Here is an 18675-nt window from a genome sequence, read left to right as displayed (position 1 = left end):
TGCCGAGCGCGGACAAACCCACCAACTTCAGTATCCATGGTGTGCCCTACACGGCCACTCTGGGGCCATCAGGCATGCAGAGCGACATTTACCTTTTCCTGCAATAGGGTGGAGATGGATCGAGCAATAGATGCCAGTCGTTCTTACATTCTAACTTTGCGGTGTGAGTTCATGCTGAACCGCGACTTGCGGGCTTGGTCAAGCTAACCTGCATACCGCATCTGGGCGAGCAGTTTCTTGCGGAAGACCTCTGCGGGCGTTCGATAGCCAAGACATTTGCGTGGCGTATCATTGAGCCGATTGCAGACGTCGATCAGGTCGGCGTCGGTCACGGACAGTGGATCGACCTCTCTCGAAAGCCATTTCCGGACCCGGCCATTGGTGTTCTCGACGGTGCCTTTTTGCCAGGGCGATTGCGGATCACAAAACCAGGTTTGGGCGCCGATGCTGGCTTGCAGATACGGCCAGTCAGTGAACTCCGTCCCCCGGTCGAAGGTGATGGAACGGCGAGCAAGGTGGGGCAGGGCCTGCAGTGCTTGAACAAGGCCGTCCATGACAGGACGGGACTGACGGTCATTGTTGCGCAGGAAGATCGCGAAGCGGCTGACTCGTTCGACCAGCGACGTCACATTGGCCTTGCCGAACTTTTTCCGAAACTGGATCAGGTCGCATTCCCAATGCCCAAACTGCTTGCGCTCGGCAACGACATCGGGGCGCCGCAAGATGTTGAGTTCCGGGCTAAACCGTTGACCATGCTTGCGTCTGGCATGTCGTGGTCGGCGTCGCGCACGATGCTCCGGTAGGTGCCGCCACAGCTTGATGGCGTGCCCGTCGGGCGAATATGCGAACTTGTAGATCGTCTCGTGGCTGACAGAGATCGGATGGCGTTCCAGGCGCATGCGTCCTGCAATCTGCTGTGGCGACCAGCCGTGTACGATCCGGTCGATGACAGATTGTCTGACGTCAGAGAAGCGCGCCAGCTTCCGCAGCTTCGTACGCCGGTCACAAGCGATATCATGCGCTGTGACGCAGTAGTAGCCGTTGAGATCCGGAACATCGTTGTCGATAAACGTGTTGCGTTTGATCTCCCGAAAGATCGTCGAACGATGCCGGCCGAGCTTCTCGGCAATACTCTCAACGCTCAGGCCAGTCATTCGCCACCGGGCGATCTTGCGTCGTTCATCCAGATCAATATGGGAGTAGGTCCGTTTCATTGCATCTTCCTTGCGAGTGATAACCCATTGGTATCATTCGCAAGTCGCACTTCATCCTTGAACCCACCCGGTTACAACACCAAATAGCATAATGCATGTTATGGAACTTTACGCTGAACCGGCCGCGATAGTTACAAGCAGGTCCTTGGCATCGATCTGGTCGCCGGCTTTGACGAGAACTTCGGCGATCGTGCCGTTCTCCTCGGCGTGAATTGCCGTTTCCACCTTCATCGCTTCGGTCGACACCAGCACATCGTCGGCATTGATCGCCTGTCCGGGCGACACAAAGACGCGCGAGATGGCGCCCGGCATCGGTGCGCCGACATGAGCGGCATTGCCGGGTTCGGCCTTGGGTGCGAAGACGGCGGCCGGTGACGCTGAGGAATTTTGCGAGCTCTTGCTGTTGGTTCCTCGCGAACCCGAGCCGCATCTCGTTGTGCACCTAACCGGCTCGGCTCACGTGACAACAAACACAAGAACATCTGGTTGTTTCTATCGAGTTTGGCGCAGGAGGCGCAGGAGGAAAATCAACATGACTGTCGCGGCTAGGCCCATGATTGCCAAAGCGTATAGGCCTGTGGAAAAACCTCCGGGGTGACTACGGAGATACCCTATAACGAACGGCCCCACAAATGCTCCTAGGTTCCCGAGTGAGATAATGAATGCGATCCCGCCGGCGGCAGCGGAGCCACTAAAGAAGCAGAAGGCAGCGCCCAAAGGGTCCCTTCCAACCCAATATGCCGCGCATGAGCATCCCTCGCCAGAACCCGTCAGGGCCGGGTTGATCTACCGTACGGCCGGGGCAATACTCCAGGATTGGCTTAGCTCCTCCGATGCGTCAAAATTCCGCTTGATGAGTGCCATATCAAGGCATAACCAATCGGCCATTCTCCGATTCCCGGAGAATTGCCGGACATGACTTGGAGCAGGTGCCATTTCTCCGCAGCCATCCCGGATATTGCAAAAGGACCGATACCATGTGCTTTGAATGCAATTCCTCCCCACTCAGCCGTCGCTCCCTGCTGAAATTTGCCGGCATCGGAGGCGTGGCCGTCATGACTGCAGGCTTTGACATGACCATGCCGGCATTCGCCTCGAACGCTCCCGCCCTCCTGCCGGATGAAGCACTGGCAAAACTCCAGGAAGGCAACAAGAAATTCGTCGCCGACACGGAAGCCTGCGCCGCCAATATTTCCAAGCGCCGGCAGGACGTCGCCAAGAGCCAGGCACCTTGGGCGATCGTGCTGACCTGTTCCGACAGCCGTGTCGTGCCGGAACTTGTATTCGGCGGCGTGACGCTCGGCGAACTCTTCGTCGCCCGCAATGCCGGAAACGTGGTCGACACCGATGTGCTCGGCACGATCGAATATGGCGCCGAACATCTGCATGCGCCGCTGATCGTCGTCATGGGCCACAAGCGTTGCGGGGCGGTCTCTGCCGCCTGCGAGGTCGTGTCCAAGGGCACCAAGCTCGATGGCTCAATCGGCAAGATGACCCAGCCGATCCTGCCCGTGGCTTTGGCGGAGACCGATCGCGGCGACAATTTTGTCGACAAGACCGTCCATGCCAATGCCTTCAACGGCGCCGAGCGCATCCTCACCGAAAGTGCGATTGTTTCTCGCCTGGTCGAGGAAGGCAAGGTGAAGATCGTGCCCGCCTATTATGATCTCGATACCGGCGTGGTCGATTTTCTGCACAAGGTCTGACCTACGAGGCGACTTCATGTTGCCGACGGCTATCCGCGGGCGCCTCGTCGCGTTCGCGGAACCATAGTCGCTGATGACCCTTGCCGCCCGCAGCATCACCCGGCGGGTTACGCGGGCCGGAGCTGAGGTCGCGAGCTGGCTGCCTGGGCGACGCTCTTCTGGAAATTTCCGACCATACGCCTGCGCAACTTGGTGAGCTCAATCGACAGGTCCGACAGCTGCGCGATGACATCTATCGGAACCTGGGCAGCTGGGCCGCGCCCTCCTGAGCCAGTACAAGGACATAGGCGTCGCTCGTTTCAAAGAACGCGAGACAATCGGCCTCCGGCAGGATCTCAACAAGATCAAGACGGCGAAACCGCCTGTGGAGCTTGAACGCAAAGGCGCGATCTGGGTTCAGCCAACCCTATTCGCTGAATCGAGTATCGCGCCTGGAGGCATAACGGAAAACTACGGCATCGAAACTGGCCGCATTGATCGAAGATTGGTACGAACCGTGAAATTGACGCATGGTGGCTGGAAAAAACGCCGAGCTATGCATCCGGTTCGAGGATCACGCCCGTTATGGAATGCCTGCGATACAGGGCTCCAAATTCGGTTCAAAATCCTAATCCGCCCACTCAGGATCGGTTGTAAAGGCGATGGTGAGCCGACGACTCGGACCCTCGTTACCAATCGCGAGCCCGATTTCGTCACGAATCTTATCCCATTCCTGCAATTTCCTCGCCGGGAGGTCCTCTGAGACAACGAAATGTAGCTCGATTTGCCGGCCTCGGCCGACCCGGGCCACATAAGCCCGGTGGGATATGAATCCATGTCGTTCGATGATTGTTTTGGCGACCGCGTCAACTTGTTGTTTGAGATCTAATGGCGTAACAAGCAGTATGTCGGCGAGCGCTCGCCGAACCGTGCCCGCCGGAATGGGAATGATCACAATGCAGATTAATGCCAGCGCGACCGGGTCAATAAACGGCGAGATCCATTCGTAAGAAGACCCCTGAATGAAATATCCGATGGCAAACGCGACGAGTAACCCGATCGTTAGCCCGGCGGACATCAGCCAAGCTTTCGTATCCAGGGCAACGAAATCAGATTTGATCTTACGATTAGCTCGATCACCAATAACCCCCATGGTGGCTGTCACACCGAGTGTTACGACGGCGTAGACGATCGCTTGACTAAAGTTGAGCGGACGTCCCCCATGCAAAATGCTGCCGATTGCGTTGACAAGTGCGTAAACAGCCGACCCGGTTATGAGAATGCCGTTGAGAGCCAAGACTATGGGCTCAAGATGCCAGAACCCCATCGTGAAATGCTCGATAAGTTTTCCTTTGCTGGAGGGCGCTTCGGATGACGCGATGAGCTTTGTAACAAGCAGAGCTACGACAGTCATAGCAGCGTCCGTCAATGCGTAGACACCATCGAATATGATTGCGGACGAACCTGAAATGATCCCGAACAAAATGCCGATGCAGGCAAGGAGGATGGTAACGGCAATTGAAACGCAGAGAAGCCCCTGCTCCGTTCTCATGAAATTCATAGGCTCAGCCTTATAACTTACGTTTCTTTATGGTCCTCTGGACGCGGTACAGACCATCCAATTCAGCTACTGAAGCGAGCACATCCACTTTTGGATCAAGGTACCTTTTTAAATTCAAATGCTGACCTCTCCTGTCCAGTGGGCTCGCATGAGCGTCTTTCACATACCTGGCCACAAGACAAAATCGCCTCGCTGTGTTCTGGCAGTGCGGCCTCGACTATCTAAACAAGGGCCAACTTTGCTTTGCAGGTAAAGCGGGGCTGGACATGATGCACGACACGGAAGGACGCATGAACATAGTCCAGCACTTCGCTGACGGTCTCGCCGCCGCGAATGAAGTCGGAGCCACCACAGATAGGGCATGAGCAGGCCACCTGTTACACGTCATCATGGCACGGCCGAGGTTGCAGAGCTTGCGCGGCGATAGGGCTCTCGACGCATCCACGTCATCCGGCAGGTTGGAATTCCGTTGACTCATGGTTGGATCTGATTGGATGAGAGGCGTTCCAAAGAACGCCGAGGTTTTCGCCCTCATGATAGGCTGTGGCTGACACCACGTTCTAGTCTAGCGATGATCGGATCGTCTAGCCCTTTGGCGACTCCTGTAATTACGGCTGGATTGCCAGATGGAAAAGAGCAGGCTTGCGATATACGCCCACTGAAGAAGCAACAAACTAGCCACCATTGCAACGATGACTTCGTGGATGGAATGCCAGACGAAGTAACTCGTTAGTGCCTTCGCCCAGACGACGAGCAGCAGGAGGCCGCAAAAGATTGTGAAACGCAACACCGTTCTCCTGATTTGTTCGCGAGATTGCGCAGCAATGTCGTCTGCGGCAACGAGAGTCTGGCAGTTCTTCAGGCGGCAACCGCCGCGTGGTTGAGAGCCATGATCATGCCAGTGAGCTCACCATCGAACTCTCGTTCTGGCCATTGCAAATGCTGAGATTTTGGCAGCGGCGGCGGGACTGCAGCTTGCGGACCTTCTTCAGCTGCTCCACAATGTCTGACATGATCTCTTTCCTCGAAAATTGATTTCATGATGCCCGCGCCACGTCGGGATAGGTTTCGATAACTTCAATAGCGTCATCGACCATTTTCGTGCCGGTCTCGGCGAGCTTGCCTAGCGTCTCAAAGCCGAACCGGTGGACATCGCGCAGGGTCTTCGACAGAACGACCAACCGTCCAGTCGTCAAAAGCAAGCGGCCAAAGCCCTCATGGCCGATCGTCATGATCGGCGATGCCAACAGGCCTGTGCACTCTTCGATCACAAGCCCCACGCAACTGTAAAAGTTCTGTAGCCTCCACAGCACATACGGATCCGGATCGCCTATGATCGGGATCTTACGGCGCTGCTCCTTGGTGAGGATGAAGTCGGCCAGCAGGTCAGCGTCCGATTTGCCTTCCCACGCCCCATGGGCATCCTGAGCGCGAATGAGCCTTATCAGGCATCTGAGAAAAGGGGTGGCGAGATCCCCATCTTCGTTGACAGCAGGGCCATTCGTACTTCCTGTCAATGTACCCATTTCTTAGTCCTCCTCATCGAAAGGCTTCTTTTCAATGGCGCCTGCTTCGGTTAGCACCTTGCGTAACCAGGGTGGCGGAGTAGTCCTGAGCATCGCCCGAGTTCGCGACAAAACATCTTCGATCAGTTGAGGATCGGATACTTTAATTGGGTGGATTTTGGCCGAAACAACTCGGGCTGCCGATGGCCCACCGATCGCCAGACAGAACAATAAGTGACAACCTTCCAACGCCTTCACCTTCGGGTTAATACGATCGACGTCCTCGTTCCGATGCTTTCCGCTCTGGTCGGAAACGTCTTCGAAGTCCAGGACTTCCACCAGTTTCCAGTCGTCGGGACTCACATCATAGACGACGAAACGTTTTGCCGATCCGAAATGGGCGTCGAGAGATTTCATATCTTGAGTGGCGATTGCGACGCGCAACGCGCCAGCCTTCCGTTTTGGAGCTGACGAGTGAACCCCGTCAGGGACGAGGGAAAGGCGACGAGCGGCGATCATCTAGGCAGTTCTCCTTTGCGGGAGGGATCAAGCGATCCAGGACACGGCGCGCGCTGATTGGCCTGGAAGATGTTGGAAACATCGAAGATCAGGTCGCGCGTTCCCTGATAGAGACTTGTGAGCTTATGCTGGCTGCCGAGTCGGTCGAATATCGGGAAGCCCACCCGCATGAGCGGAATCCCAAGGCGCTCCGCCGCTTGTCGTCCATGCGAATGCGTGACGAGAAGATCAGCGCCGACGGCAAGTTCTTCGAGATCGCCAAGATCACCGACCTGGAGCGATTCGGCCGGCATTTCCGCGAGTATTTTTGAGGTGCCGGTCGTGGTGACCGCTGCCGCGATTTCGGCGCCCATGCCGGTGAAGAAGGTAGCGAATTGGTAGAGCTGGTCCGGCTCCACAGCAATTGCGATCTTCTTGCCTCCGAAATGGAAATGTCCGTCGAGCAGGGCGTCCTGCAGCTGTGCTCGGCGACGGCGGATGTTTGCTGGCACTGGCGCACCAGAAATCTCAGAAAGAAACGAGACGAACCGGTCGGCTCGTTTCAATCCTGTCAGCGACTGGAACAATGCGTAAGGGACTCCCGTCCGGGTCCGCAGTAGCTCTGCGGGGCGGCGCATATGCTCGCCGATCGCGATACATTGCGCCGCCGTGCCAAGCTCTTGTATCTCGTCGACGGGAGTACCGCCATAGGTGGTCGGAACCCAACGATCGCCGGGCACCGTGCCGTCGAGAGAGCCGGAAATGTCCGGCAGGATCACCGGCTTCAGACCGAAGCTTTCGACCGTTTCGCGCAGAAGCTCGATGTCAGCGACTGTCAGATGCCATCCTGGTAGGATCGCAATCTTCTTTTGGTGGCGGCTCTGCTCGCCTGGAGTGGTGATGCGCTCGACCATAGAGATGACGGCCTTCGCCCATCCCTCTTCGATCGCTCCCTCGAAATCCGGGGTATTCGCCAGCACAACCTCCGTACCCGCGAGCTCATCGGCACGATCCCGCTTGATGTTGGCGAGATCGCCTGCGAAATCTTCGCCGCGGGTTTCCACCAGGGCTGTCGTGCAAATTCCGATCAGCTTGGGTTTTGCGCGCCTCTTGAGATTTAGGATCGCCTCTTCCAGATTGCCTGCGCCGCCAAGAATGGTCGCCACTGCGTCCAATGCCGTTGTCTGCAAGGGAATGGCTTCCTTAAAGTGCCGGACTAAAAGTACCAGCGCCAAGCTGGTGCAGCCCTGGCTGCCGTGGAACAGCGGCACGGCACGCTCGACGCCAAGAAAGGCGAGCGCGGCGCCGAGCGGCAGCGACGATTTCAGCGGATTGACCGCAGCTGATTTGGTCTGGGGAAAGACTTGAACCATCGGCTTTCCTCAACGCTTGCAGAAGCTGCCGGCGACCGCGCCGACAAAGTTTTGCAAGACGTACCCAGTCTCGTTCTCGCTCTTGGTATTCGTCAGTTCTTCTTCCACCGCATGCTGGCATTCCCACGGTGCCGGCTCCCGCACCTCCATCCAGATCGGATTGTGAATAGCAAGATCGATCTGGCGAACGAGCTCCACCATGCCGTCATAGCCGGCATAGGGGTGGTGGCGTTCCTGGTTGATATCGAGCCAAGGTGTCTTGGCCTTCAGCGCGATGAATTGCGTGCGCCCGCCAGACAACATGATGTCGGCTTTACCGTCGGCGAGCATGTTATAAAGCTCGCGCGGCGCCATTGACTCGAACAGGTGGTTTTCGTCTTTCAGGAGTTGCTTGATACGTTCCTTGTCTTCAGGCGTGGATTTCTTGACCGAGGTGCCCACGATCTCGATGCCCACCTCCATCAGCGCATGGACAACCGACCAGGACTTGACGCCGCCGGTGTTGAGCAACACGCGCTTGCCTTCAAGCCTTGGTCGATATGCTGCGAGTTTCATCCAGGCAATCGCCTCCTCCTCCGCGATCAATGCCTCGGTGCGCTCGAGGATTTCGGGATCCGCCCCCTGCATCACGAGCAGCTTGGCGATCTGTCTGAGTGCTTCCGAGGTGTCGGTAATTCCGTAAAAGGAGCCTTCGAAGAACGGGATATCCCACAGCTCCTCCATTTTGCGGGCGAGGTTGATGAGTGCTGTCGAGCACACCAACATGGACGCCTTGGCGCGATGCGCAGAAGCAATGTCAAGATATCGGGCGTCTCCTGGAATGCAGGCCCTTACTCTGATCCCCAGCCGGTCAAGAAGCGGCTTTACCAGCCAAAACTCGCCGGATAGGTTGAACTCACCAATGATATTGATGTCGTAGGCGGTCACGTCGTTCGGCTCTACGCTGCCGATCACATGATCGAGCAACGCTTCACCGGCGAGCTTATTGCCAAGGTTCTTGGAGCCGGCAAAGCCCGGTGCGTTGACCGGCACCACCGGAAGGCCGAATTTTTCCGCGGCCCGCTTGCAGACGACCTCGATGTCGTCGCCGATCAATGCTGTCACACAGGTCGAATAGACGAAAATCGCCGGTGGAGCATGGGCCTCCTTGATCTCGCGGATTGCTTTAAAAAGTTTCCGCTCGCCGTGCCCCATCACCACTTCGGTTTCAGTGAGGTCGGTCGTGAAACTGGTGCGCCAGAGCGTTGGACCTGAGGAAGCCGATCCGCGGTTGTCCCAGGAATTGCCCTCACAGCCGAGAGGCCCATGGATCAGGTGCGCGACGTCGGTGATCGGCTGCAGCACGATCTTGGCGCCATCGAAAGCGCATCCGCCGGCTGCCGCCCCGGGGATCAGCGGCTTCGAACAGCCGTTTTTGCGCGCCTTGGAATCCTTGCTGCGGTTCTTCTCGCAGGCAGGCTCGTCGAAGACATCCTGGACTTTAGCATTGAGCAAGGGCATTGCGGTCTCCAAGTTCAGATGAAGGCGGCCGGCCTCACAAGGCCGACCGCCGCCGCTCCTAGCGGGTCAGGTCGTAAGAATAGTCCGTCACACCCGGCTCGCTCGTCTCGCGATCGAGCTTGTCGAAGATCTTGTCGAGGATCGTCGTCAGGACGCGCAGGCCGCCCTGGTAGCCCATGAGCGGGAAACGGTGGTGATGGTGCCGGTCGAATATCGGAAAGGTCAGCCGGATCAATGGGGTGCCGGTGTCGCGCTCGAGATACTTGCCATAGGAATTGCCGATCATAAGATCAACCGGCTCGGTAAAGAGCAGCGAGCGCAACGCCCACAGGTCCTTGCCCGCCCAGACCTGGGCATCCTTGCCGAAGGGCGAGGATGCGAGCAACGCCTTCATCTCGGCTTCCCAGGCCGACGTGCCGTTGGTAGCAAGGCAGTGGGTCGGCTCACCGCCGGTTTCCAAGACGAACCGGGCAACGGCGTAGACGAAGTCAGGATCGCCGTAGATCGCGTATTTCTTCCCGTGCAGCCAGGCTTGGCTATCTGCCATAGCGTCGACGAGACGGCCGCGTTCCAGGCCGATTGCCGGAGGAATTTCCTTGCCGGTAATCTCCGAGACCTTCATCAGGAATTCGTCGGTCGCCTGAACACCCAGCGGATAATGGAACGAAGCCGTAACCTGACCGACCTCCTTGCAATATTCCAGCGTTTTGCGCGTGTTATAGTGCTGCAGCGACAGGGTCGCTTCGGCATTCAACGCCGTTTTCAAGTCCTCGATCTTCGTGCCGCCGTCATACATGCGGTACGTACCGTCAGACGGCGTGTCGAACTGGTCGGAGGCATCCTGGATGAAGATGTAGGATACGCCCATCATGTCGAGCAGGCGCTTCAGTTCGCGGTTGTTGCCGACGCAGAAGCCGTCGAAGCCGGGAATGATGTTGATGGCTTGAGCAACCTCCTTCCGCTCGTTGCCTTTCCAGAAGTTCTCCAGAATGCCCTTGATCATGCCGTCATAGCCATCGACGTGGCTGCCGACGAAGGCAGGCGTGTGGGCGAAAGGAACATCGAAGTCGTGCGGGACCGACCCTTCGTTCTTTGCGTTTTCGATGAAGCCGTGGAGGTCGTCTCCAATGACTTCGGCCATGCAGGTGGTCGAGACGGCGATCATCTTCGGATCGTAGAGCTTGTATGTATTGGCGAGCCCGTCGACCATGTTCTTCAACCCGCCGAACACTGCCGCGTCCTCCGTCATCGAGGACGAGACCGCCGATGAAGGCTCCTTGAAGTGACGCGACAGATGCGAACGGTAATAAGCGACGCAGCCCTGGCTGCCATGGACGAAGGACATCGTTTGCTCAAAGCCTGCGGCTGCGAAGACGGCACCGAGCGGCTGGCAGGCTTTGGCCGGGTTCACGACCAGGGCTTCGCGGCCCAGGTTCTTTTCGCGATACTCCCAGGTCTTCGTGAAGTCGTTTTGATCGGCAACGACCTGATCCGGGTGGGGGCATTCGAAATTGGCTTTCTTCTCGGCGAGCATCTGCCTGTATTCCGGCTCGCGGAACAGGGGAGCATGGTCGAGAACTTTTTCCGCCGACTGCGGCATAGTAAGCACCTTTCTTTTCATCGCGCCGCACCGGTGGCGGCAATGGGATGTCATCTGTCACGAGTGCGGATCAAGTCCGATGGGAAGGGCCTGGCCTGCCCCCTTCCAAGACAGGCCAGGCTCTCATTCGGCCGCAACCGCCTCAGCTGGCGCGGCCTTTTTTTTCCAGGGGACGTCGTAGAGATCCCACACCGGATTATTGATGGCCAGATCCATGTCGCGGGCGAATATGGCGAAGCCGTCATAGCCGTGATACGGGCCGGAATAATCCCAGGAGTGCATCTGGCGGAAGGGGATGCCCATCTTCTGCACCGGATACTTCTCTTTGATGCCGGACCCAACAAGGTCGGGGCGGATGCCTTCGATGAACTTTTCCAGCTCGTAACCGGTCACGTCGTCATAGATCAGCGTACCCTTGTTCACATAATGGCCGGTGCGCTGATAGTCGTCGTTGTGGGCGAACTCGTAGCCGGTGCCGACGATCCGCATGCCGAGGTCCTCATAGGCCGTGATGACGTGGCGAGGACGCAGGCCGCCGACATAGAGCATCACCGTCTTGCCTTCGAGGCGCGGCCGGTACTTGTCGACGACAGCATCGACCAGGGGCCGGTACTTGGTGATGACAGCCTCGGTCTTGTCGACGATTTCCGGACCGAAGTGCTTGGCTATTTCGCGCAGGGAGGTTTCGATCTGGGACGGACCAAAGAAATTGTATTCCATCCACGGGATGCCGTATTTTTCCTCCATGTGCCGACAGATGTAGTTCATCGAGCGGTAGCAGTGGATGAGGTTCAGCTTGGCCTTTGGCGCGCGCTCGACCTCAGCGAGCGTGGCATCACCCGACCAGTTGCCGACCACGCGCAGCCCCACCTCCTCCAATAGAATGCGCGTAGCCCACGCGTCGCCACCGATATTGTAGTCGCCGACGACGTTGACATCGTAAGGGCCGGTCTCAAACTCGACTTCGTTCTTGTCGAAAACCCAGTCACGGATGGCGTCGTTGGCGATGTGGTGGCCGAGCGATTGCGAGACGCCGCGGAAGCCCTCGCAGCGTACCGGCACGATCGTCTTTTCGTGCTCCTTGGCCTTCTTGCGCGACACCGCCTCAATGTCGTCGCCAATCAGCCCGATCGGGCATTCCGACTGCACGCTGATGCCGTTGTTGAGGGGGAAAAGCTCCTCGATCTCGTCGATGACCTGTTCAAGCTTCTTGTCGCCGCCGAACACGATGTCCTTTTCCTGGAAGTCTGAGGTGAACTGCAGCGTCACGAACGTGTCGATGCCCGTCAGGCCGACGTAGTAGTTGCGGCGTTGCGACCAGGAATAATGACCGCAACCGACCGGCCCGTGCGAGATGTGGACCATGTCCTTGACCGGCCCCCATACCACGCCTTTGGAACCGGCATAGGCGCAGCCGCGGATCGTCATCACGCCCGGAATGGACTTGATGTTCGATTTGACGTCGCATTCGGAAAGGGCCTTCGGCTCATCGCCAGGCTCGTCGCCGCTCGTTGCGACGCTGAGGTGCTTCTTGCGGCGCTTCGCCGCCTTGTCTGGATATTGCGCTAATACTTCCGCAATGAGCTGTTCATGCAAAACGCTGTCATTCTCGTAATCAAGGCTCATGGGCCCCTGCCCCCTTTCAAGGTTCGGGTTAGGTCGTCGTCGCCGAAGCGGCTTTCTTGGAAGGACGCGCTGGCGCAAGGGCCAGCGCGTCCTGTCGACAGCGGCAGTTATTGAGCCGCAACCACCGCTGACTCCTTGGCCTGTAGTTCGGCCAGCATCTGCTCGTCGCTCTTCATGATGCCGAAGTCGAGCAGCATGTCTTCGAGCTCTTCCATGGTAATCGGGGTCGGAATGGTCCCTTGGCCCGAATTGGCATGGATCTTCTCGGCTAGCGCCCGATATTCCCCGGCCTGCTTGGAGTCCGGCGCGTACTGGATCACCGTCATCTTCCTGAGCTCGGCGTGCTGGACGATGTTGTCACGCGGCACAAAGTGGATGAGCTTGGAATTGAGCCTGGCAGCCAGCGCCTCGGAGAGGTCGAGCTCGCGGTCCGTCTGGCGCTCGTTACAGATCAGGCCGCCGAGCCGCACGCCGCCGGAATGGGCATATTTCAGGATGCCCTTGGCGATGTTGTTGGCGGCATAGAGCGCCATCATCTCGCCGGACATCACGATGTAGATCTCCTGGGCCTTGTTCTCACGGATCGGCATCGCAAAGCCACCGCACACCACATCGCCGAGCACGTCATAGGAGACGTAGTCGACATCGTCATATGCACCGTTCTCTTCAAGGAAATTGATCGAGGTGATGACGCCGCGCCCGGCGCAGCCGACGCCCGGTTCCGGACCGCCGGACTCCACGCACTTGATGCCTTTGTAGCCGGCCTTGAGCACGTCCTCGAGCTCAAGGTCTTCCACCGAACCTTCCTGCGCTGCCAGATGCAGAACCGTGTCCTGTGCTTTGGCGTTCAGGATCAGCCGGGTGGAGTCGGCTTTCGGGTCGCATCCGACGATCAGGATCTTCTGCCCGAGGTCGACAAGCGCTGCGAGCGTATTTTGGGAGGTGGTGGACTTGCCGATCCCCCCTTTGCCGTAAAATGCGATTTGACGCAAATCTGACATATCGCCTTCCTTCTTTCGTTCCATCCATCGCTGAGTAAAAGGCAGGCAGCTCGCGCCGCCTCGCATGGCAATCTTCAAAACCCGTGCCATGTGGGCCGATCGAGCCAAAGGAAAGATCCTTTTGTTGGGTTTCAGAAAGTTACTCCGAACCACCACAGGAAACTGCCAAACAAACCTAATGTCGCCGATCAGACAAAGCCGACAGACGGTGTCGTGATGGCATCACTTGCACCGCTAGAGCAAATCCTGCTCAATCTGGGTCATATCCAGCGGCCTTAAGGTAGTTTGCGCATTCTGCCGCAGTGAAGCGAGGTATCAAGGCCCCGACCGCATCCCATAGAGCATCGATCTTTCGCTCGGCTCGGCCTCGCAACATGGCTTTCAGCTTCGAGAATGCGTTCTCGATTGGATTGAAGTCCGGACTATAGGGCGGCAGGAACATGAGCTTGGCGCCGGCACGTTCGATGGCATCGCGGACACCGGCTATCTTGTGTGCAGGCAGGTTATCCATAATGACGACGTCGCCGATCTCCAGGGGCGGCACCAGCACCTGTTCGACATACGCAAGGAAGACGTTGCCGTTCATCGCGCCATCGTAGACGAATGGGGCGGTCATTCCGCTGAGGCGCAACGCACCGGTGAAAGTCGTTGTTTTCCAATGGCCGTGCGGCACGCCGGCACGGCAAACGCTCACCTCGCAATGCACGTCCGCGCAGACGTGACATCTTGGTCGAGAGGCCGGTTTCGTCGATGAAGATCAGTTTCTCCGGATCGAGGTCCAATTGACCATCGAACCAGGCGCGCCGGCGCTTCAGGACGTCCGGTCGGTCCTGCTCCAGTGCGTGTGCGGTCTTTTTTTAAAGGTCCACCCACGGCCTCGAAGCCAGGCGCCAAGTGCGCTGCGGCTGATCTTCACCTGCCGCTCGACGGACAAGCGCTCAACCATCTCATCGAGCGTCACATCCCTACGCTCGTTGATCAACGCGACAACGAATTCCTCGTGTGCATCCACTGCCGAAGGTCGTCTCCAGCTCTGTGGCAGAGCAGTTAACTCACCCTCTTTCGCTCTTCAATCCAGCGGATCGCCGTCGAAATCCCAACTCCGAAACGAGCCGCAGCCTGTCGAGCCGACATGCCCGCCGCAGACGCTTTCAAAACCCGTATTAGGAGATCATCGCTCAGGGCCTGTCCCATCATCCACCTCTCCGCTGTGGATGTTGAATCAGCTTCGGTCGCTCTCGTCACCTCACAATCGATTCATCAATCGCAGGACATGTCTAGGTCGACCGCGCGCCAGCGCGACCGCGACCATCAGCAGGACAAAGAGCTTTGAAAACAGGAGACAATCGCACATCCCTGTAGCCAAGAGAGAAATGGCGTATCGCACGGGAGACGCTGCGAGCGCCCAGGTGATAGAGCTTCGCCTTGTGGCTGAACAAGCCAACTTCGATCGCGCAGGCCCGCCGCGCCCGACAGCTGGCCAAAAACAGCGCCAGGAGCTACGACTGGGGCCACGCACGTGAGTATGTCGAGGGCATGTCGCGCATGCTGCAGCAGGACAAACCGGATGGCCACGTCTTGGCGACCGGCGAGACGACGAGTGTCGGCCAATTTCTCGAGCGGGCTTTTGCCGACGTGAACATTACTTTGGAATGGAAGGCGTCCGGCGTCGACTGGCTACGACTCCGCGTCCGGTGCCTGCCTTGTTGAAGTCGATCCTCGATACCTCCGCCCGACGGAAGTTGATCTTCTGCCGGTGATCCGACCAAGGCCCGCCAGAAGCTGGGCTGGCAACACAAGGCCCCGGTTCAGGAGCTCGTCGCCGAGATGGTGCGCGAGGATGTCAAGCACTGGAAGGCCCTGAACAGCCGGGAAGAGCTCTGAGTGTACGACTTGTCCAACAAGAAGATCTGGGTTGTCGGCCATCGCAGTATGGTCGGCAGTGCGCTTGTGCGCAGGCTCCGATGCCGTGCTCTGCGGCAGTGGCGTCAGTTAGCGGGTCGAACGAGGAGCGCGGATCGTGAACCCGCGAGCGCGCAAAAATACGGCATTAGCCGATGATGTTCATACTTCCACCAGGTGCCCGGATTGCGGTACCGAGGCTTCGGGGCATATGTTCCTGATGGTCCTGCTTGTCTCGAATATCTCACGCTTGACGTCTAAGCGTTCGCAGATCGAAAGGTGCGGGATGTGTCATCGTGTGGGTCGGTCCGTCATCGAGGGTTAAATAGACGCACCGATCACTGGGCCGCCACCGTCTCTTCGGATAACTTCAGCTATGGGACCATGCTCTTTCATAGCTCAGGGCCATTCCGCTCGATCAAGGTCCCCGATGGCCAATCACTCATTGAGCATCCTATTGGGAATACTACCAAAATTACGTTTTCACAGCGCGTCGGCGGGAGGTTGAGATAAACATCGGCAAGGGTGGATCGCACGCGTACCCCTTCCAAAACCGTCGCAAGACCATTTCGGCAGAGCCTGAGAACAAGGTTGCGCAACGCCTGCCGAACACCGCCGAACGCAAACCGAACGCCAAGTTGCTGCAGCACTGGGTAAACAATGCGCATCGAATTAATGCCGTACCCCTCAAGATCTGGACGCACGCCCCACAATCCAAGCTCGCATACGAGTAGATCGACCTCGCCAACCCGAACGAAACGACGCAACAACCCCATGTGAGCGGCCACACCGTGCGCATCATAGCCTATTACGCGAAGCTCGGGCCTAGCTCCTGACCAACTACGAGCACCTTCGAATGGAAGGGCGTTGTAAGCTCCAGTTGGCCCATAGGTCTTCCGAAAGAAATCTGCGAGCTCCGTGTGGTCAGAGAGCTCCAACTCGTTTTCCCAGCACACTTTCCACCGCACCTGAGGGCTCATACCTAAACCTCCACTTAATACTCTGTCCAGGCGTCGACAGAGCAACTACTTGATACGCACTCGTTGGGGCGCTTCTAATGGCACTGGTATAAGCTGGTGAAATCATTTGTTTGGATGGAACTCATCCGTCCAATGGATGCGTTCCAATCAATCGGCCTGCCATCGGCTGCCGACGCCAGATGAAGCGGCTGCTCCAACTTCTTCGTGAACATGCCGCCTTGTCCATCATGCTGGATCATCTTGATCAGGCATCCAGGACATTGAACTGAAAAGTTGACCATGACTGAGAGGCTCGCTACTCAGGCAGAAGCAAGCCAAAGACGTTTTCGGCGATAATCAGGCAAATTGTCGAGATCACATTAGAACCCTCGGCGGAACCGGGCTGGTCTATCCCGGCGTCGAAAGTCGTCGAACGACCCGACCTGGCGGAGGGGTTTTTTCGGAATGTTCGGTTTGCGACAGTCTGATTCCACACAAAATGGGACGCGGCGATAGGCAGCAGCATTCTCCTGTTGAATCTGAAAGGGGTTCCCCTCGCAAAACGCCCTGGTTCGCTTTGGCTATCGCAGCCCATGGACCGGCACGCTGGGTATCGGCGAAGATTGCCAGAGGACATACTTGCCTGGCGATCCCGACCTCGGGAGAAGATGATGGGTACAGGAATGGATTCCTAGATCAGTGCGTTTCCGGTGCAAGTTTTAGGACCCCGGACACAGCAAACGCCTCCCAGGACTGGCGAGGCGGCCGCGAGATCGCAATTTTCTCCTAGATAACGGTATGAGGTGATCGTCATACCCTGGTCACCGGATGCCGATCGTCACGCACATGGTCTGGTACAGAGCCGGCGGCGCCGATGAGCCCCCGAGGAAATACTTAGTGACTGGCACGGTTGTTGCGTCGTCTCACGAAAGACAGCCGTTAACGAGAGGTCACGATGATGGATGTATGCTCGATGGGGATGGTGTTGTGCGGTGGGTACCTTCTTGCTGCATCCGCAGGCAGACTCGGCGGCGCTGAGAATGTCTTATCTGACTCGCCTTTGTCCGCGGCTGATGTATCGAGTTTCGAGACTTTCATAGTTCGCAGCCCACCGACATCACTCAATCTGGATCCATTTTATGCCAAATATGCTGACGCAGCGGGCATACCTATTATTTCGTCAAACAAGGTTCCAGACACGGCACTATTGATCTCACGTGACATTGTCCTCTACATGTTGTCAGAACGCCGTGATGTCCGCGATGCTTTAATCCAGGCTGGAGCGCGGGTGGGCGTCATGGCAATTGACGAGACGACGACTGATATTCCCGAGCAGCGGGATTGGAAGAAGCCTCTTCCCGATGATCCACGTCTCACCCCTGACGAGCGGCGGGATTACGCCAACACGATCGGCAAGATGACTGCCCGAGACTACTGGGCACAAAGGGCGCGCGGCATGGGCGGGCTCTACACGACGGGAGCTGTGGAGAATTTGATGGGCGTGCCGGGCACGCGGTATTACGGCGGGAACATTCTTGTTCACGAATTCTCACATAATATTTTCAACGCGCTGCGCACGGTAGATCCTGATCTCGTTGCACGAGTTGAACGTGCCTATTCGCACGCCTACGAGAAAGGCCTCTGGGCGTGTTCCTATATGGAGAACAACGTCGATGAGTATTGGGCCGAGGGCACGCGATTTTGGTTCAATACGAACTTGGCTTACAGCCGAGGCAATCTCACCATTGCCACATCAGAAGATTTCGAGGCTCACGATCCAAGCCTCTATAATATCATGGCCGAAGTCTACCGCCATGACCACCACATTCTGGCGGATGTCTATTACCGGCATTCGGCGAAGTCGCAGTAATGTCCTTTGGTATTGACTGCCGGCCTCATGCTGCAATCCCGCTGGAGACCCGAACTATCGCTGATCGTCCGTAATTTGTCAGAGCCAGCCATAAATTTGAGTTTCCGTTCAATTGAAGCGCCCATGTTGTTCCCACGGGTGCATACCAAGTACTTCGTGGCCGCTGGAATTGGCTCCTTGTGCAACATCGAGAACAAATGACCTGCCACTGAATTTTCATCCGGCGGCGATTAGAGCCTCGGCGGTCTTTGAAACGCTCCCAAACGTTGGACCACCGGATGCTAGAGTTTTCCGGCTTCTGAAACGCTCCCAAACGTTGGACCACCGGATGCTAGAGTTTTCGGGCTTCATTCAGGGAGGCGGGCTGGTTGCGCCTCCCGA

At 57.4% G+C, this 18675-nt stretch carries 13 protein-coding genes and 3 pseudogenes; 3 read left to right on the top strand and 13 right to left on the bottom strand.

Features of this window, described 5'->3' with window-relative positions; genetic code table 11:
• Window positions 1–203: 203 nt before the first annotated feature.
• The gene (locus CO666_RS32420) at window positions 204–1214 is read right to left on the bottom strand and encodes an IS30 family transposase (protein WP_008536882.1); all 1011 of its coding nucleotides are present in this window, start codon (window positions 1212–1214) and stop codon (window positions 204–206) included.
• 108 nt (window positions 1215–1322) lie between these two features.
• Window positions 1323–1571 (bottom strand): annotated as a pseudogene (locus CO666_RS32415) (biotin/lipoyl-containing protein); the annotation flags it as partial.
• Between the two features lie 620 nt (window positions 1572–2191).
• Between CO666_RS32415 and CO666_RS32405 the strand changes: the two are divergent.
• Complete coding sequence (locus tag CO666_RS32405; RefSeq protein WP_042120140.1) at window positions 2192–2920, top strand: carbonic anhydrase; 729 nt, start codon at window positions 2192–2194, stop codon at window positions 2918–2920.
• A 607-nt stretch (window positions 2921–3527) separates the two neighbouring features.
• On the opposite strand, the gene CO666_RS32400 is transcribed toward CO666_RS32405, so the two are convergent.
• The 10 genes and pseudogenes from CO666_RS32400 to CO666_RS32350 all read right to left on the bottom strand — a co-directional run bounded on the left by CO666_RS32400 (window position 3528) and on the right by CO666_RS32350 (window position 14757).
• Window positions 3528–4460 (bottom strand): cation diffusion facilitator family transporter, encoded by a 933-nt coding sequence (locus CO666_RS32400; protein ID WP_097603737.1) that lies wholly within the window; start codon window positions 4458–4460, stop codon window positions 3528–3530.
• Between the two features lie 221 nt (window positions 4461–4681).
• Window positions 4682–4768 carry a hypothetical protein gene (locus CO666_RS35165; RefSeq protein ID WP_237350514.1) on the bottom strand — a complete coding sequence of 29 codons (87 nt, stop codon included), beginning with the start codon at window positions 4766–4768 and terminating at the stop codon, window positions 4682–4684.
• Between the two features lie 729 nt (window positions 4769–5497).
• The gene (locus CO666_RS32385) at window positions 5498–5986 is read right to left on the bottom strand and encodes a NifX-associated nitrogen fixation protein (protein ID WP_097615967.1); all 489 of its coding nucleotides are present in this window, start codon (window positions 5984–5986) and stop codon (window positions 5498–5500) included.
• A gap of 3 nt (window positions 5987–5989) precedes the next feature.
• Window positions 5990–6484, bottom strand: a complete 495-nt coding sequence (gene nifX / locus CO666_RS32380; protein ID WP_008536565.1) for a nitrogen fixation protein NifX — start codon at window positions 6482–6484, stop codon at window positions 5990–5992.
• Window positions 6481–7836, bottom strand: coding sequence for a nitrogenase iron-molybdenum cofactor biosynthesis protein NifN (nifN, locus tag CO666_RS32375; RefSeq protein WP_097603744.1), 1356 nt, complete (start codon window positions 7834–7836; stop codon window positions 6481–6483). The genes nifX and nifN overlap by 4 nt, the downstream gene beginning before the upstream one ends.
• A gap of 9 nt (window positions 7837–7845) precedes the next feature.
• Window positions 7846–9336, bottom strand: coding sequence for a nitrogenase iron-molybdenum cofactor biosynthesis protein NifE (nifE, locus tag CO666_RS32370; RefSeq protein ID WP_011053415.1), 1491 nt, complete (start codon window positions 9334–9336; stop codon window positions 7846–7848).
• Between the two features lie 58 nt (window positions 9337–9394).
• Window positions 9395–10936 carry a nitrogenase molybdenum-iron protein subunit beta gene (gene nifK, locus CO666_RS32365; RefSeq protein ID WP_004677342.1) on the bottom strand — a complete coding sequence of 514 codons (1542 nt, stop codon included), beginning with the start codon at window positions 10934–10936 and terminating at the stop codon, window positions 9395–9397.
• A gap of 123 nt (window positions 10937–11059) precedes the next feature.
• Window positions 11060–12562, bottom strand: a complete 1503-nt coding sequence (gene nifD, locus CO666_RS32360; protein WP_012489546.1) for a nitrogenase molybdenum-iron protein alpha chain — start codon at window positions 12560–12562, stop codon at window positions 11060–11062.
• A gap of 107 nt (window positions 12563–12669) precedes the next feature.
• Window positions 12670–13563 carry a nitrogenase iron protein gene (nifH, locus tag CO666_RS32355; RefSeq protein WP_004675840.1) on the bottom strand — a complete coding sequence of 298 codons (894 nt, stop codon included), beginning with the start codon at window positions 13561–13563 and terminating at the stop codon, window positions 12670–12672.
• A 250-nt stretch (window positions 13564–13813) separates the two neighbouring features.
• Window positions 13814–14757, bottom strand: a pseudogene (locus CO666_RS32350) (IS630 family transposase).
• Window positions 14758–14988: 231 nt separating this feature from the next.
• Here CO666_RS32350 and CO666_RS34370 point away from each other — a divergent pair.
• Window positions 14989–15447, top strand: a pseudogene (locus CO666_RS34370) (GDP-mannose 4,6-dehydratase).
• A gap of 410 nt (window positions 15448–15857) precedes the next feature.
• On the opposite strand, the gene nodA reads toward CO666_RS34370, so the two are convergent.
• A complete protein-coding gene (nodA, locus tag CO666_RS32335; RefSeq protein ID WP_004679687.1) occupies window positions 15858–16445 on the bottom strand; it encodes a nodulation N-acyltransferase NodA in 588 nt (195 codons plus the stop codon).
• 934 nt (window positions 16446–17379) lie between these two features.
• Here nodA and CO666_RS32315 point away from each other — a divergent pair.
• The gene (locus tag CO666_RS32315; RefSeq protein WP_010034735.1) at window positions 17380–18294 is read left to right on the top strand and encodes a hypothetical protein; all 915 of its coding nucleotides are present in this window, start codon (window positions 17380–17382) and stop codon (window positions 18292–18294) included.
• Window positions 18295–18675: the final 381 nt, after the last annotated feature.

Origin of the sequence: Rhizobium chutanense, assembly GCF_002531935.1 — a bacterium.
In the GTDB taxonomy this organism is placed as follows: domain Bacteria; phylum Pseudomonadota; class Alphaproteobacteria; order Rhizobiales; family Rhizobiaceae; genus Rhizobium; species Rhizobium chutanense.
Note: the sequence above shows the minus strand (reverse complement) of the source record. Positions and strands in the feature narration are given on the sequence as shown.

Excerpts from the sequence above, each read along its gene's own strand:
- CO666_RS32420 (WP_008536882.1), bottom strand. The coding sequence starts at position 1,214 with ATGAAACGGACCTACTCCCATATTGATCTGGATGAACGACGCAAGATC.
- CO666_RS32405 (WP_042120140.1), top strand. The coding sequence starts at position 2,192 with ATGTGCTTTGAATGCAATTCCTCCCCACTCAGCCGTCGCTCCCTGCTG.
- CO666_RS32400 (WP_097603737.1), bottom strand. The coding sequence starts at position 4,460 with ATGAATTTCATGAGAACGGAGCAGGGGCTTCTCTGCGTTTCAATTGCC.
- CO666_RS32385 (WP_097615967.1), bottom strand. The coding sequence starts at position 5,986 with ATGGGTACATTGACAGGAAGTACGAATGGCCCTGCTGTCAACGAAGAT.
- nifX (WP_008536565.1), bottom strand. The coding sequence starts at position 6,484 with ATGATCGCCGCTCGTCGCCTTTCCCTCGTCCCTGACGGGGTTCACTCG.
- nifN (WP_097603744.1), bottom strand. The coding sequence starts at position 7,836 with ATGGTTCAAGTCTTTCCCCAGACCAAATCAGCTGCGGTCAATCCGCTG.
- nifE (WP_011053415.1), bottom strand. The coding sequence starts at position 9,336 with ATGCCCTTGCTCAATGCTAAAGTCCAGGATGTCTTCGACGAGCCTGCC.
- nifK (WP_004677342.1), bottom strand. The coding sequence starts at position 10,936 with ATGCCGCAGTCGGCGGAAAAAGTTCTCGACCATGCTCCCCTGTTCCGC.
- nifD (WP_012489546.1), bottom strand. The coding sequence starts at position 12,562 with ATGAGCCTTGATTACGAGAATGACAGCGTTTTGCATGAACAGCTCATT.
- nifH (WP_004675840.1), bottom strand. The coding sequence starts at position 13,563 with ATGTCAGATTTGCGTCAAATCGCATTTTACGGCAAAGGGGGGATCGGC.
- nodA (WP_004679687.1), bottom strand. The coding sequence starts at position 16,445 with ATGAGCCCTCAGGTGCGGTGGAAAGTGTGCTGGGAAAACGAGTTGGAG.
- CO666_RS32315 (WP_010034735.1), top strand. The coding sequence starts at position 17,380 with ATGATGGATGTATGCTCGATGGGGATGGTGTTGTGCGGTGGGTACCTT.